Source organism: Kitasatospora saccharophila (assembly GCF_039529925.1).
GTDB classification, from domain to species: domain Bacteria; phylum Actinomycetota; class Actinomycetes; order Streptomycetales; family Streptomycetaceae; genus Kitasatospora; species Kitasatospora saccharophila.
Map to the genome: position 1 here is coordinate 75,615 of NZ_BAAANS010000017.1, position 13,775 is coordinate 89,389.

A 13,775-nucleotide genomic window follows, 5' to 3' on the forward strand; every position below is an offset into this window, starting at 1 on the left:
GTGACCAGCACCCCCGCGACCGGCACCCCCGCGACCGGCGCTCCGGCCGACCCCGTCCGCGAACTCCTCGACGCCAACCGGGACCTGTGCGAACAGGCGGTCGACCCGCTGGAGATCGCCGCCGCCCTGGAGGACTCCGGCCTGGCCGCCGACGGCGCCGCCCGCTACCGGCACGCCGACGTGTTCGGCCTCGCCGAGGAGCTGTACGCCCGCGTCCCGCGCCGCCCGCCCACCCGCGAGCCGCTGCCGCCCGCCGAACCCCGGCGCACCCTCCCGCTCGCCGCCCTGCGCGGCGCCGCCACCCACCTGCTGCCCCTGCTCCCCGCCACGACACCCGGCGGCCTGCCCGGCGGCGCGCTCGCCCTGCTGCTCGGCGCGGGCGCGGGCCTGTTGACGGCCCGGCGGGACCGGGGCCGGGAGCGGGAGGACCGGGGGACGGAGGATCGGGATCCGGACGGCTGGGATCCGGACGGTCGTGATCCGGACGCCCCGGGGACGGACCGCGGGGAGCGGGCGGCGGACGGCCGGGCGCCCGGGCGGGGCCCGTTCCCCTGGCCGGCGCCCGCCCAGGGGGCCGGCCCCGGCCTGCTGCTGGCGCTGCTCGCGGCCGGCGACCCGGGCGCGGCGCTGGCCGCCGCGCTCGGCGGGGCGGGCGCCGGATGGGCGGCGGCCTGGCTGCGCCGGTTCGGTCAACGGCAGGGATCGGCCGCCACGCTGGGGGAGTTCCGTGCCCGGCTGCGGTTCGCGCTGCCGCTGGCCGTGCTGGCGCAACTGGCCCTGCTCGCCGGCCTCGGCTGGGCCGTCGCCGGTGACGCGCCCGCCACCGGGTGGGCCGCGCTGCTGGTGCTCGGCACCCTGCCGCTCCCGGCCGCCGTCGTCCGCGACGCCGGACGCCCGGGCACGGCGGCGGTCGCCGTCCTCACCGCGGCGGCCGGCGCGGCCCTCCTGGCCCTGCCCGCCCCGGCCCACTGGCTGGGCGCCTCCCCGACCGGCGGCCTCGCGGCCGCCGCGCTCGGACCCGCCCTGCTGCTGGCCGGGTGCGCCTGGCCGCCGTCCACCGGGCCGGGGGCGTACCGGTGAGAGCGGTTCCGGCGGCGGGCGGCGCGCCGACGACGGACGGCCGGGCCGGTGCCGGGCGGGCGACCGCCGGGCGCGGCCCGGCACGCCGCGTCCCTCGCCGGGGCCGGGTGTCCGGTGCCGTCGGGGTCCGGCGGCGGGTTGCCGCGGGGCCGGTGGCGGTGGGCGTTCCGGGCCGGGGCCGGGGTGCCGGTGCGGTCGGCCGGGGCCGCTCGTCGTGCGGGGCTGCCACCGGGGTCCGGTGGCGGGTTCCCGTGGACGCGGTGCGAGCGGCGGCGGGCGTTCCGGGTCGGGGCCGCACGCCGTGCGGTCCGGGCCGTTCGGCTGTCGTCGTGGGCCGGGGCCGCTCGTCGTGGGGCCGGTGTCGTCCGGGAGCCGCCTGCGGGCGCGTGTTCCGGTTTGTCGATCAGATCTCGTTCCGCCCGGCGGTTGCCGGGCCTGATGGAAGGACTTGGGCCCGATGAGGGTGCTGCTGCTGGGGGCCGACGGGTTCATCGGCCGGCGGGTGGCCGACCGGCTGCTGGCGGAGGAGGGGCCCCAGGTGACCGTGCTGGGGCGGGGGGATTCCGCCGACATCCGGTTCGACCTGGCCGCGGGGAGTCCGGGCGCGCTGGCCCGGTTCCTGGACGCGGTCGCCCCGCAGGTGGTGATCAACTGCGCGGGGGCCACGTACGGGACGTCGCGGAACCTGATCCGGTCCAACACGCTCGCGGTGGCGACGGTCTGCGAGGCGATCCGGCGCAGCCGGGAGCCCGCGCGGCTGGTGCACGTGGGTTCGGCGGCCGAGTACGGTCCGGCGCAGCCCGGGGGGCCGATCCCGGAGAGCGCGGAGCCGCGTCCGGTGGGCCCGTACGGGGTGTCGAAGCTGGCGGGCACCGAGCTGGTGCTGAACTCGGGGCTGGACGCGCTGGTGCTGCGGGTGTTCGACGTGGTCGGGCCGGGGGCGCCGACGGCCTCGCTGTTCGGGCGGCTGGCGGAGGGCCTGCGGCGGGCGCTGGAGCAGGACGAGAACCAGGTGCGGATGCCCGACCTGTCCGGCTACCGGGACTTCGTGGACGTCCGGGACGTGGCGCGGGCGATCCAGGCGGCGGCGGTCTCGGCCGCCACCGGGGTGATCAACATCGGCTCCGGCCACGCCGTCCGGGCCCGGGACGCGGCGCACCTGCTGGTGCGGGCGTCCGGCTTCGAGGGCACCGTCAGCGAGGACGCCCGGCAGGTGGTGCTGCCCGCCCAGCAGGCGGGCGCGGAGGGGCTGCGGGCGGTGGAGGCGCGGACGGTCGCCGAGCCGGTGCAGTGGCGGCAGGCGGACGTCCGGACCGCCCGGGACCGTCTCGGATGGCGGACGCAGGTGCCGCTGGAGGAGTCGCTGGCGGACGTCTGGCTGGAGACGGCCTGCCGGGTGTGACCCGGAACGGCCCGTTCGGGCCGGGCGGTTGGCCCGTGGGCGGAGGTCTCGCCATCCGGTGTCGCGCATCTCACCCACTGGACCCGCTGTCTTGGAATACCCGGGGCACGTGACACTGTTGGCGTAGTCGAACAGAACCTGACGACCATCGGAGTCCCCGTGTCGCTGCCACCCCTGGTCGAGCCCGCCGCCGAGCTCACCGTCGAAGAGGTCCGCCGGTACTCCCGCCACCTGATCATCCCCGACGTGGGCATGGACGGGCAGAAGCGGCTGAAGAACGCCAAGGTGCTGTGCGTCGGCGCCGGTGGCCTCGGGTCCCCGGCCCTGATGTACATGGCCGCCGCGGGCGTCGGCACGCTCGGCATCATCGAGTTCGACACCGTCGACGAGTCGAACCTGCAGCGCCAGATCATCCACGGCCAGTCCGACATCGGCCGGTCCAAGGCCCAGTCCGCCCGGGACTCGGTCAAGGAGATCAACCCGCTGGTCGAGGTGATCCTGCACGAGGAGCGCCTGGACAACGACAACGTGATGGAGATCTTCTCCGGCTACGACCTGATCGTCGACGGCACGGACAACTTCGCCACCCGGTACCTGGTGAACGACGCCGCGGTGCTGCTCGGCAAGCCGTACGTGTGGGGTTCGATCTACCGCTTCGACGGCCAGGCCAGCGTGTTCTGGGCCGAGCACGGCCCGTGCTACCGCTGCCTCTACCCGGAGGCCCCGCCGCCGGGCATGGTCCCCTCCTGCGCCGAGGGCGGCGTGCTGGGCGTGCTGTGCGCCTCGATCGGCTCGATCCAGGTCAACGAGGCCATCAAGCTGCTGGCCGGCATCGGCGAGCCGCTGGTCGGCCGACTGATGATCTACGACGCCCTGGAGATGCAGTACCGCTCGGTGAAGGTCCGCAAGGACCCGAACTGCGCCCTCTGCGGCGAGAACCCGACCGTCACCGAGCTGATCGACTACGAGTCGTTCTGCGGCGTCGTCTCGGAGGAGGCCAGCGCGGCCGCCGTCGGCTCCACGATCACCTCCAAGCAGCTCAAGGAGTGGATCGACAACGGCGAGCCGATCGACATCATCGACGTCCGCGAGATCAACGAGTACGAGATCGTCTCGATCCCGGGCGCCCGCCTGATCCCGAAGAACGAGTTCCTGATGGGCAACGCCCTGCAGGACCTGCCGCAGGACAAGCGCATCGTGCTGCACTGCAAGACCGGTGTGCGCTCCGCCGAGGTCCTCGCGGTCCTCAAGTCCGCGGGCTTCGCGGACGCGGTGCACCTGGGCGGCGGCGTGATCGGCTGGGTCAACCAGATCGAGCCGGAGAAGCCCGTCTACTGACGGCCGCGCGCGAGTCGTGGCACCACCGGAACCGCCCGGCCGCGGAACTTCCCCGGCCGGGCGGTTCCGTGCGTTCAGGGGGAGCCGGGGCCGTAGCGGCGAAGAGCCCCTGGCGGGGCTCTCTCAGAGGGCGTTCTTGCGCTGGAGGATGTTGTAGGCGATCCAGCCCGGCAGGACCGGGAGCCAGAAGGTGAGCAGGCGGTAGAGGAAGACGGCGGGGGTGGCGGCCGTCGCGGGGACGCCGGCGACGGTGAGGGCGGTGATCAGGGCGATCTCGACCGGGCCGATGCCGCCGGGGGTGGGGACGGCGGAGCCGGCCGCGTTGGCGGTGAGGAAGACCACGGCGACGGCCGCGTAGGTGACGTTGGCGCCGCCGCCGAAGGCGTGCACGGAGGCGTCCAGGCAGGCGGTGAAGGAGAGGGTCAGCAGGACGATGCCGCCGAAGCCGGTGATCAGCTTGCGGGGGGTCTGCATCAGGTCGAGCATCCGCGGGATGACGCCGAACAGCAGCGAGCGGACCCGGGTGACCACGAACCGGCGCATCGGGGCGACCGCGGCGACCACCAGGGCGAGGACGGCCGCGGTGAGGACGCCGATGATGACGGCCCGGGACGCGCCGAGGTCCCCGTTGGTCTGGGAGCCGGTGATCAGGCCGAAGGCGAACAGCAGCATCAGGTGGCCGCCGAGGCCGGCCAGCTGGGAGGCGCCGACCGAGGCGACGGCCTGGACCGGGCGGATGCCGGCCTTCTGCAGGTAGCGGGTGTTCAGGGCGATGCCGCCGACCGCGGCCGGGGCGACCAGCTTGACGAAGGAGCCGGCCAGCTGGGCGGTGACGGTGCGCCAGAACGGGAGCTTCTCCGGGACGAAGCCGGTCAGGCTCATCGCGGCGGCCACGTACGAGAACGCCGAGGCGGCCAGCGCGAGCGAGGCCCAGGCCCAGTTCATCTGGGAGACCTTGAACTGGTCGGGCCGGACGGTGGTCAGGGTCAGGTAGGCGGCGAAGGTGAGCGCCACCACCATGATCAGGGTCCGGGGCTTGAGGCGTTCCAGCTTGGCGGGGGCCAGCGGGGCCTCGGGGGCGATCTGCAGGATCTGCGCCCGGATCTTCGCGAGCAGGTCCTCGCCGGCCTGGGCGATGTCCTCCTCGGCCTGCTGCTGGGTGCGCTCGCCCGCGGCGACCTGCTTGAGGGCGAGGGCCTGGGCGGCGGCCTTGCGCTCCTTGGTCATCCGCTGGAGGTCGCCGCGGGTCTGCCGGCTCAGGCCGACCGGTTGGAGCAGCGGCAGTGCCTCGGCGACCCGGGTGGGGCCGAGGACGCCGGTGGCGACGGCCACCGCGCGCTCCGGGCCGACCCGCAGGGCGAAGGTGGTGAGCAGCTGGGCGACGTCGATGCGCAGGGTCAGGTCGCCGGCCGCGATGTCGCCGCCGGAGAGGTTGACCAGGCAGCCGGTGCGCTCGTCGACGACCAGCAGGGACTCGCCGGTGAGCCGGCGGTGGGCGATCCGGCGCTCGTGCAGGGTGGCGACGGAGGCCCAGAACGAGGCCATCACCGCGTCGGTGACCTCCTCGTCGGCCAGGTCGTCGAGGGTCCGCCCGGCCACGTTCTCGTACACCAGGATGGCGGCGTCCGGGCCCAGCTCGGAGGTGGCGACCAGTTGCGGGGCGCGGGCCCCGGAGGCGGCCGCCGCGTACGCGATCAGGGCCTCCTGTTCGAGGGCCTGGCGCAGCGACTGGGGACTGCGGCGGACCGCGACCGAGCGCAGCCGCAGCCGCCGCCAGGCGCGGTAGAAGAAGCCGGACGCCTGCTGCTCGCGGTCGATGATGTGGACGTCGAGCAGCGGGCCGGTCTGCTGGGTGACCAGGTAGCGGCGGGTGCCGCCGGGCGCGGCGGGGGCCAGGTGGGCGGCGGACGGGGCGAAGCCGACCTTGCGCAGGCCGATCATCAGGTGCTGCCCGGTGGGGCGGATGTTCGGCGAGCCGATCGCGTACAGCGTGCCGTAGGCCACCGACCAGCCGATCAGGACGGTCAGCACCAGGGACAGCGGGGTGGTGTTGCCGTTGATCAGTTCGGCCGCGCCGGAGAGGATCACCACCACCCACAGGGCGACCCGCCAGCGCGGCCGGCTCGACATGCCGACCGCCGTCATGTAGGCGATCACCGGGGCCAGGTAGCCGTGCACCGGATCGGTGAGGGTCTCGCCGCCGCCCGGCGGGAACTGGGTCAGCGCGTTGCGGATCTCCTCGGGCGCGCTGGCCGCCACCCACCAGTCGACGCCCAGCGAGACGCCGTACGCGAGCACCGAGGCGAGCACGCCGTCGGCGACCCGCAGGCCGTCGCGCTTGATCAGCCGTTCGACCGCGAAGGCCAGCGGCACGGTGAGCACCGCGATGGAGGAGACCAGTGCGGAGATCTTGGACAGCACGCCGGGGATCCGGTCGGCGTTGACCGTGATGTCCTTCTCGATGCCGGTGGTGGTGGAGACCGCCACCTGCGCCAGCACGAACACCAGGACGATCAGGAACAGTCCGCCCAGGAACTTCAGCAGGTCGGACGGCCGGTGCGCGCGCGGGGCGAGCAGCGGTTCGTCGACGGCCAGGTACTCCCCGGCGGGCTCCTCGGCGGGCCGCTCCCCCCGGTCGCGCTCCCGCCCCCGCTCCTCGTCCTGCTTCCGGTCCGGCTCCGGTGGCCGGTCCGGTGTGCCCGGACGCTCCGGCCCCTCGTCCGGCGGCAGCTGTGCGGCCACCGTTCCCTCCCCCGTGTGGTGCGCGTCCCGCTCCCGGTGGCGCAGGTCGACCGGCCGTTCGGCAGAACCGTCGGTGGCGGGCTGCTCGGAGCCCTCGTCCACGTTCAATCCCGCCGTCCCGGTCATCTGGTCTTCGTCCTCGTGTGTCGCACTGCCCCGAAGATGCTGCCATGCCCGCCACCCGGGTGCCGTCCAGGGGCCGCATCCCGCGCGCCGGGTCGCCCGCACGGGGTGCTGGAAATCGACCGGATGGGGAAGAATGCGGCGGATGACCGACTCCGAGGACGTCCCCGCGATCCCGCCGTACGCCGAGGCGGTGCTCGACCTCGCCGAGCGGATCCCGCCCGGCCGGGTCATGACCTACGGGGACGTCGCCGAGTACCTGGGCCGCGGCGGCCCCCGGCAGGTCGGCCGGGTGATGGCACTGTACGGGGCACCGGTGCCCTGGTGGCGGGTGATCCGGGCGGACGGGCGGCCGCTGCCCGGCCACGAGCACCGCGCGCTGCCCGAGTACCGCGCCGAGGGCACCCCGCTGCGCACCGTGGGCGGCGAACCCCGGGTCGACCTGCGGGCCGCCCGCTGGGACGGGGCGTCCTGACCGGGCGATGTGCGCCGGAGGGGTCTGTGGGTGCACCATCGTAGGCTCGCCGTGGCGATCCGCCCCGCGGCCCGCCACCGAACCGCCGTACGACCCTGGACCGCAGTGACCTCACCGTTCCGCCTGGTGCGCAGCCCCCTCGCCCAGCCCGACCCGCCCCAGCTGGACGCCTTCCAGCAGGCGGTCGTCGAGCACGCCTCGGGGCCGCTGCTGGTGCTCGCCGGGCCCGGGACGGGCAAGACCACCACCCTGGTCGAGGCGGTCGCCCGGCGGGTCGCCGACGGCACCGCGCCCGACCGCGTCCTGGTGCTGACCTTCAGCCGCAAGGCCGCGATGGAACTGCGCGACCGGATGACCGCCCGGATCGGCGCCACCGCCCCGCAGGCCACCACCTTCCACTCGTTCTGCTACGCCCTGCTGCGCGCCCACCAGCCGCCCGAGGAGTACGCCGAGCCGCTGCGGCTGCTCTCCGGCCCGGAACAGGACGTGATGGTCCGCGAACTGCTCGCGGGCGGCGCCGAGGACGCCAAGGCGGGCGTCGGCACCATCGCCTGGCCGCTGGACCTGCGGGCCTGCCTGACCACCCGCGGCTTCGCCGACGAGGTGCGCGCCGTGCTCGCCCGCAGCCGCGAGCTCGGCCTCGGCGAGCAGGAGCTGGAACGCTTCGCGGCGGGCGTGCGGCGCCCCGACTGGGCCGCCGCCGCGCACTTCCTGGCCGAGTACCTGGACGTGCTGGACCTGCGCGGCGTCCTCGACTACGCCGAACTCGTCCACCGCGCCGTGCTGCTCGCCGAGCGCGAGGACGTCGCCGCCCAGCTGCGCGAGCGCTACGACGTGGTGTTCGTCGACGAGTACCAGGACACCGACCCGGCCCAGGTCCGGCTGCTGCGGCGGCTGGCCGGCGGCGGCCGGGACCTGGTCGCGGTCGGCGACCCCGACCAGTCGATCTACGCCTTCCGCGGCGCCGACGTGAACGGCATCCTGGAGTTCCCCGACGCCTTCCGGCACGCCGACGGCCGCCCCGCCGAGGTCAAGGTGCTGCGGGTCTCCCGGCGCTCCGGCGCGGTGCTGCTGGCCGCCTCCCGCGAACTCGCCCGCCGGATGCCGATGGGCCGGCTGCCCGCCGACAAGCTCGCCGCGCACCGCGCCCTGCTCCCCTCCCGGGAGGGCGGCGCCGTCGAGGTGTACACCTACCCGACGCCCGGCGCCGAACTCGACTCGGTCGCCGACCTGCTGCGCCGCGCCCACCTGGAGGACGGCGTCCCCTGGGGCGAGATGGCCGTCCTGGTCCGGGCCGGCTCCCGGACCATACCGGCGGTGCGCCGCGCGCTGGCCGCCGCCGGCGTCCCGCTGGAGATCGACGGCGACGACCTGCCGCTGCGCGAGGAGGGCGCCGTCGTCCCGCTGCTGCTCGCCCTACGGGTCTGCGCCGAGGGCCCCGGCGCGCTCACCGCCGACCTCGCGCACACCCTGCTCACCGGACCGCTCGCCGCCCTCGACGGCTCCGACCTGCGCCGCCTGGGCCGCACCCTGCGCGAGGAGGAGCGCCGCGCGCTCGCCGCCGACGGCGCCCCCGGCGTGGTCCGCCCCGCCGAGGAGCTGATCCGCGAGGCGCTGGCCCACCCCGACCAGCTCGCCCTGGTGGACGCCCCCTACGCCCGCCGCGCCCACGAGCTCGGCATGCTGCTGCGCAAGGTCCGCGAACTGCTGGCCGGCGGCGCCAGCGCCGAGGACGCGCTCTGGGAGCTGTGGGATGGCTCCCGGCGCTGGCGCGAACGCCTGGAGCGGGCCGCCCTGCGCGGCGGCCCCGCCGGGCGCAACGCCGACCGCGACCTGGACGCGCTGTGCGCGCTGTTCGAGACCGCCGCCCGCGCCGAGGAGCGGGTCACCGGCCACCGCGGCGCCCTCGACCTGCTCGCCGAGGTCGAGGCCCAGGACATCGCCGCCGACACCCTGCACGTGCGCGCGGTGCGCCCCGACGCCGTCCGGCTGATGACCGCGCACCGCTCCAAGGGCCTGGAGTGGCGGCTGGTCGTCGTCACCGGCGTCCAGGAGGGCCTCTGGCCCGACCTGCGCCGCCGCGGCTCGCTGCTGGAGGCCGACCGGATCGGCCGCGACGGCCTCGCCGAACCGCTCTCCCCGGCCGCGCTGCTCGCCGAGGAGCGCCGGCTGTTCTACGTCGCCGCGACCCGGGCCAAGGACCGGCTGGTGGTCACCGCCGTCAAGGCGCCCGCCGAGGACGGCGACGAACCCTCCCGGTTCCTGCGCGAGCTCTACCGGGAGACCGTCGACCCTTCCCCAGCCTCCGGCCGGGGAGGCCCCATTTCCGGCAAGGTGCTGGAGCGCGTCCCCCGGGTCAAGGTCGCCGACGTCACCGCCCGGCCGCGCCGCCCGCTGTCGGTGCCCGCGCTGGTCGCCGAACTGCGCGCCGTCACCGTCGACCCGGACCGCTCCCCGCAGCTGCGCCGGGCCGCCGCCGAACGGCTCGCCACCCTGGCCGCCGCCACCGACGAGGACGGCCGCCCGCTCGTCCCCGCCGCCCACCCCGACCAGTGGTGGGGCCTGGACGACCCCACCGCCGCCCCGCAGCCGCTGCGCGAGCCCGAGCAGCCCGTCCGGCTCTCCGGCAGCGGCCTGGAGCAGCTGGAGTCCTGCACGCTCCAGTGGTTCCTGGAGAAGGACGTCAGGGCGGGCACCACCGCCTCCGCCGCCCAGGGCTTCGGCAACGTGGTGCACGCCCTCGCCGACGAGGTCGGCTCCGGCCGCACCCCCGCCGACCTGGCCGTCCTGATGGAGCGCCTGGACACCGTCTGGGACGCCCTGGCCTTCGACGCGCCCTGGAAGTCCACCCAGGAGAAGGGCGAGGCCCGGGCCGCCCTGGAGCGCTTCCTGCGCTGGCACGTGCTGGAGCGCGAACGCACCACCGTCGCCACCGAGCACGGCTTCGACCTGACCCTGGACGTCGGCGGCGTCGCGGTCCGGATCCGCGGCTCGATGGACCGGGTCGAGGCCGACGCCGCGGGCCGGGCGTACGTCGTCGACTTCAAGACCGGGAAGACCCCGCCCGCCAACAGCTCGCTGCCCGACAACCGCCAGCTCGCCGTCTACCAGCTCGCGGTGAGCCGCGGCGCGCTCGACGGCCTGCCCGGCTTCGAGCACGGCGCGGTGCCCGGCGGCGCCGAGCTGGTGCAGCTGCGCGCCCCGGACAAGAAGGACCCCGAGGCCCCCAAGGTGCAGCGGCAGCTGCCCGAGGAGAGCACCCCCTGGATCGAGGACCTGCTGGTGGAGACCGCCGGGAAGGTGCTCGCCGAGAAGTTCACCCCCACCGCGGGCGAGCGCTGCGGGCGCTGCGCCTTCCGCGGCAGCTGCTCCGCGCAGCGGGACGGCCGGCATGTCGTCGACTGAGCCGCTGCGGCACCCGGCCCGGCTCCGCGAACTGCTCGGCGTCCCGTTCAACGACGAGCAGCTGGCGGCCATCGGCGCCCCCATGGAACCCGGCGTGATCGTGGCCGGCGCGGGCTCCGGCAAGACCACCGTGATGGCCGCCCGGGTGGTCTGGCTGGTCGGCTCCGGCGCGGTGCGCCCCGAGCAGGTGCTCGGCCTGACCTTCACCAACAAGGCCGCCGGGGAGCTCGCCGAGCGGGTCCGGGCCGCCCTGCTGCGGGCCGGCGTCCGCGCGGGGGACGAGGAGGCCCTCGGCGACCCGCAGATCTCCACCTACCACGCCTTCGCCGGGACGCTGCTCAAGGAGCACGGCCTGCGGCTGGGCATAGAGCCGGACGTCCGGCTGCTCGCCGACGCCACCCGCTTCCAGCTCGCCGCCCGGGTGCTGCGGCAGGCCCGCGGCCCGTTCCCGGCGCTCACCGGCACCTTCTCCGCGCTGGTCGCCGAGATCATCGCGCTGGACTCCGAACTCGCCGAGCACCTGGTCGAGCCCGAGCGGCTGCGGGCGTACGACGAGGAGCTGCTGGACGAGCTGGCCGGCGTCAAGCTCACCAACGAGGACCTGCGGGCCGTCCCGAAGGCCGCCCGCGGCCGGCAGGAACTGCTGCGGCTGGTCGAGGACTACCGGGCCCGCAAGCAGAAGCTCGGCCTGCTCGACTTCGGCGACCAGATCGCCGCCTCCGCCCGGCTCGCCACCCGGCGCCCCGAGGTCGGCCGGCTGCTGCGCGAGCAGTACCGGGTGGTGCTGCTGGACGAGTACCAGGACACCTCGGTCGCCCAGCGCCTCATGCTGGCGGGCCTGTTCGGCGGCGCGGACGGCGCCGGGCACCCGGTCACCGCGGTCGGCGACCCCTGCCAGGCGATCTACGGCTGGCGCGGCGCCTCGGTCGCCAACCTCGACGACTTCCCCCGGCACTTCCCGCGCGCCGACGGCGGCGACGCGCACCGCTTCGCGCTCAGCGAGAACCGCCGCAGCGGCGGCCGGCTGCTCGACTTCGCCAACCGGCTCGCCGCCCCGCTGCGCGCCATGCACGAGGGCGTCGAGGCGCTGCGGGCCGCCCCCGGCGCCGAACGGGACGGCCTGGCCCGGATCGCGCTGCTGCCCACCCACGCCGAGGAGGTCGACTGGCTGGCCGACTCGATCGCGCACCTGGTGCGCACCGGCACCGCGCCCGGCCGGATCGCCGTGCTCTGCCGGGCCGGCAGCTCCTTCCCCGACCTCCACGCCGCGCTGGTCGGGCGGAAGGTCCCGGTCGAGGTGGTCGGCCTCGGCGGGCTGCTGCAACTGCCCGAGGTGGCCGACCTGGTGGCGGTCTGCGAGGTGCTCCAGGACCCGACCGCGAACGCCGCCCTGGTCCGGCTGCTGATCGGCCCGCGCTGGCGCACCGGCCCGCGCGACCTGGCGCTGCTCGGCCGCCGCGCCGCCGAACTCGTCCGCACCGCCCGCCCCGGCGAGCAGGACGCCCTCAGCGCCGCCGTCGCCGAGACCGACCCCACCGAGGTGGTCTCGCTCGCCGACGCGCTGGAGACCTTCGTCGACGCCGAACAGCCCGACGAACTGCCGTTCTCGCCCGAGGCGAGGGTCCGCTTCGCCCGCTTCGCCCGGGAGATCCGCGAACTGCGCCGGGCGCTGGCCGAACCGCTGATGGACGTCCTGCACCGGGTGCTCACCGTCACCGGCCTGGAGGTCGAGCTCTCCGCCTCCCCGCTGGCACTGGCCGCCCGCCGCCGGGAGACCCTGCACTCCTTCCTGGACATCGCCGCCTCCTTCGCCGACCTGGACGGCGACCCCGGACTGGCCGCCTTCCTGGCCTTCCTGCGCGCCGCCCAGGAGTACGAGCGCGGCCTGGACGCCGGGCTGCCCGGCGGCGAGGACACCGTCAAGGTGCTCACCGCGCACAAGTCCAAGGGCCTGGAGTGGGACGTGGTCGCCGTCCCCGGCCTGGTCAAGGGCGGCTTCCCGTCCGGCCAGGGGCGCGAACGCTGGACCTCCACCCGCCGGGTGCTGCCGCACGCCCTGCGCGGCGACGCCGCCACCCTGCCCGGCACCCCGGCCTGGACCGCCAAGGGCATGGGCGCCTTCAAGCAGGAGATGGCGCGGCACGGCGAGGTCGAGGAACTGCGGCTCGGCTACGTCGCGTTCACCCGGCCGCGCTCGCTGCTGCTGGCCTCCGGGCACTGGTGGGGGCCGTCCCAGAAGCGCCGGCGCGGACCGTCCGACTTCCTGCTGGAGCTGCGCGAGCACTGCGAACGGCCCGGCGGCGGCGGCGAGATCGAGCACTGGGCCGAGGAGCCCGGCCCCGAGGAGCAGAACCCGGCGTTCGACGTCTCGGTGGAGACCCCCTGGCCGCTGCCGCTCGACCCGACCGCGCAGCACGCCCGCCGCCGGGTCGCCCGGGTGGTGCGGCAGCGGCTGGCCGGCGCCCCCGCGCCCGGACCCGAGCCGATGGGCGCCGAGGACCAGCGGCTGCTGGCCTCCTGGGACCGCGACCTGACCGCCCTGGTCGGCGAGTTGGAGCGCTCCCGGCGCAGCACCCGGGACGTCGAACTGCCCGCCTCGCTGTCCGCCTCCCAGCTGATGCGGCTGGCCGCCGACCCCGACGGCTTCGCCCGCGACCTGGCCCGCCCGATGCCCCGCCCGCCCGCGCCCGCCGCCCGCCGGGGCACCCGCTTCCACGCCTGGGTGCAGTCCCGCTACGACCAGCCGCTGCTGCTCGGCCCCGACGCGCTGCCCGGCCTGGACGACGAGGAGATCGAGGACGAGCGCGACCTCGAACGCCTCAAGGAGGCGTTCCTGCGCGGCCCCTACGCCCGCCGCACCCCGCACCGGGTCGAGGCGCCCTTCCAACTGGTGCTCGCGGGGCGGGTGGTGCGCGGCCGGATCGACGCGGTCTACCGGGACGCCGACCGTGGCGCAGGGTCACCGCGCTACGAGGTGGTCGACTGGAAGACCGGCCGGGAGGACTCCGGCGACCCGCTGCAACTCGCCATCTACCGGCTGGCCTGGGCCGAACAGGCGGGCGTCCCGCCGGAGCGGGTCAGCGCCTCGTTCTGCTACGTGCGCTCCGGGCGGGTCGAAACCCCGTCAGGACTTCCCGGCCGAAAAGAGTTGAGCGATCTTCTGATCGGGAATAGGTAGAAAAGAGTCACTCAGAGCATCCAACCCGTCAC

Annotated in this window: 7 protein-coding genes; 6 read left to right on the forward strand and 1 reads right to left on the reverse strand. The window is 75.7% G+C overall.

The features are described from left to right. The 3 genes from ABD345_RS14805 (at position 1) to moeZ (ending at position 3,820) form a co-directional block, all read left to right on the forward strand. Positions 1-1,080: a hypothetical protein gene (locus ABD345_RS14805; protein ID WP_344552524.1), complete on the forward strand. Its 1,080-nt coding sequence runs from the start codon at positions 1-3 to the stop codon at positions 1,078-1,080. Between the two features lie 457 nt (positions 1,081-1,537). Further along, complete coding sequence (locus ABD345_RS14810; protein WP_344552525.1) at positions 1,538-2,482, forward strand: NAD-dependent epimerase/dehydratase family protein; 945 nt, start codon at positions 1,538-1,540, stop codon at positions 2,480-2,482. A gap of 159 nt (positions 2,483-2,641) precedes the next feature. Then, a complete protein-coding gene (gene moeZ / locus ABD345_RS14815) occupies positions 2,642-3,820 on the forward strand; it encodes an adenylyltransferase/sulfurtransferase MoeZ (RefSeq protein ID WP_344552526.1) in 1,179 nt (392 codons plus the stop codon). Positions 3,821-3,943: 123 nt separating this feature from the next. Here moeZ and ABD345_RS14820 read toward each other — a convergent pair whose 3' ends face one another. Beyond that, entirely contained in the window at positions 3,944-6,688 is a 2,745-nt protein-coding gene (locus tag ABD345_RS14820) for a flippase-like domain-containing protein (RefSeq protein WP_344552527.1), read from the reverse strand. Positions 6,689-6,830: 142 nt separating this feature from the next. On the opposite strand from ABD345_RS14820, the gene ABD345_RS14825 reads away from it, so the two are divergent. The 3 genes from ABD345_RS14825 (at position 6,831) to ABD345_RS14835 (ending at position 13,743) form a co-directional block, all read left to right on the forward strand. Continuing rightward, entirely contained in the window at positions 6,831-7,160 is a 330-nt protein-coding gene (locus tag ABD345_RS14825) for an MGMT family protein (RefSeq protein WP_344552528.1), read from the forward strand. A gap of 105 nt (positions 7,161-7,265) precedes the next feature. Continuing rightward, positions 7,266-10,565: an ATP-dependent helicase gene (locus tag ABD345_RS14830; RefSeq protein ID WP_344552529.1), complete on the forward strand. Its 3,300-nt coding sequence runs from the start codon at positions 7,266-7,268 to the stop codon at positions 10,563-10,565. Continuing rightward, the gene (locus tag ABD345_RS14835; protein WP_344552530.1) at positions 10,552-13,743 is read left to right on the forward strand and encodes an ATP-dependent DNA helicase; all 3,192 of its coding nucleotides are present in this window, start codon (positions 10,552-10,554) and stop codon (positions 13,741-13,743) included. The genes ABD345_RS14830 and ABD345_RS14835 overlap by 14 nt, the downstream gene beginning before the upstream one ends. Positions 13,744-13,775 lie beyond the last annotated feature (32 nt).

Excerpts from the sequence above, each read along its gene's own strand:
- ABD345_RS14810 (WP_344552525.1), top strand. The coding sequence starts at position 1,538 with ATGAGGGTGCTGCTGCTGGGGGCCGACGGGTTCATCGGCCGGCGGGTG.
- ABD345_RS14820 (WP_344552527.1), bottom strand. The coding sequence starts at position 6,688 with ATGACCGGGACGGCGGGATTGAACGTGGACGAGGGCTCCGAGCAGCCC.
- ABD345_RS14825 (WP_344552528.1), top strand. The coding sequence starts at position 6,831 with ATGACCGACTCCGAGGACGTCCCCGCGATCCCGCCGTACGCCGAGGCG.
- ABD345_RS14835 (WP_344552530.1), top strand. The coding sequence starts at position 10,552 with ATGTCGTCGACTGAGCCGCTGCGGCACCCGGCCCGGCTCCGCGAACTG.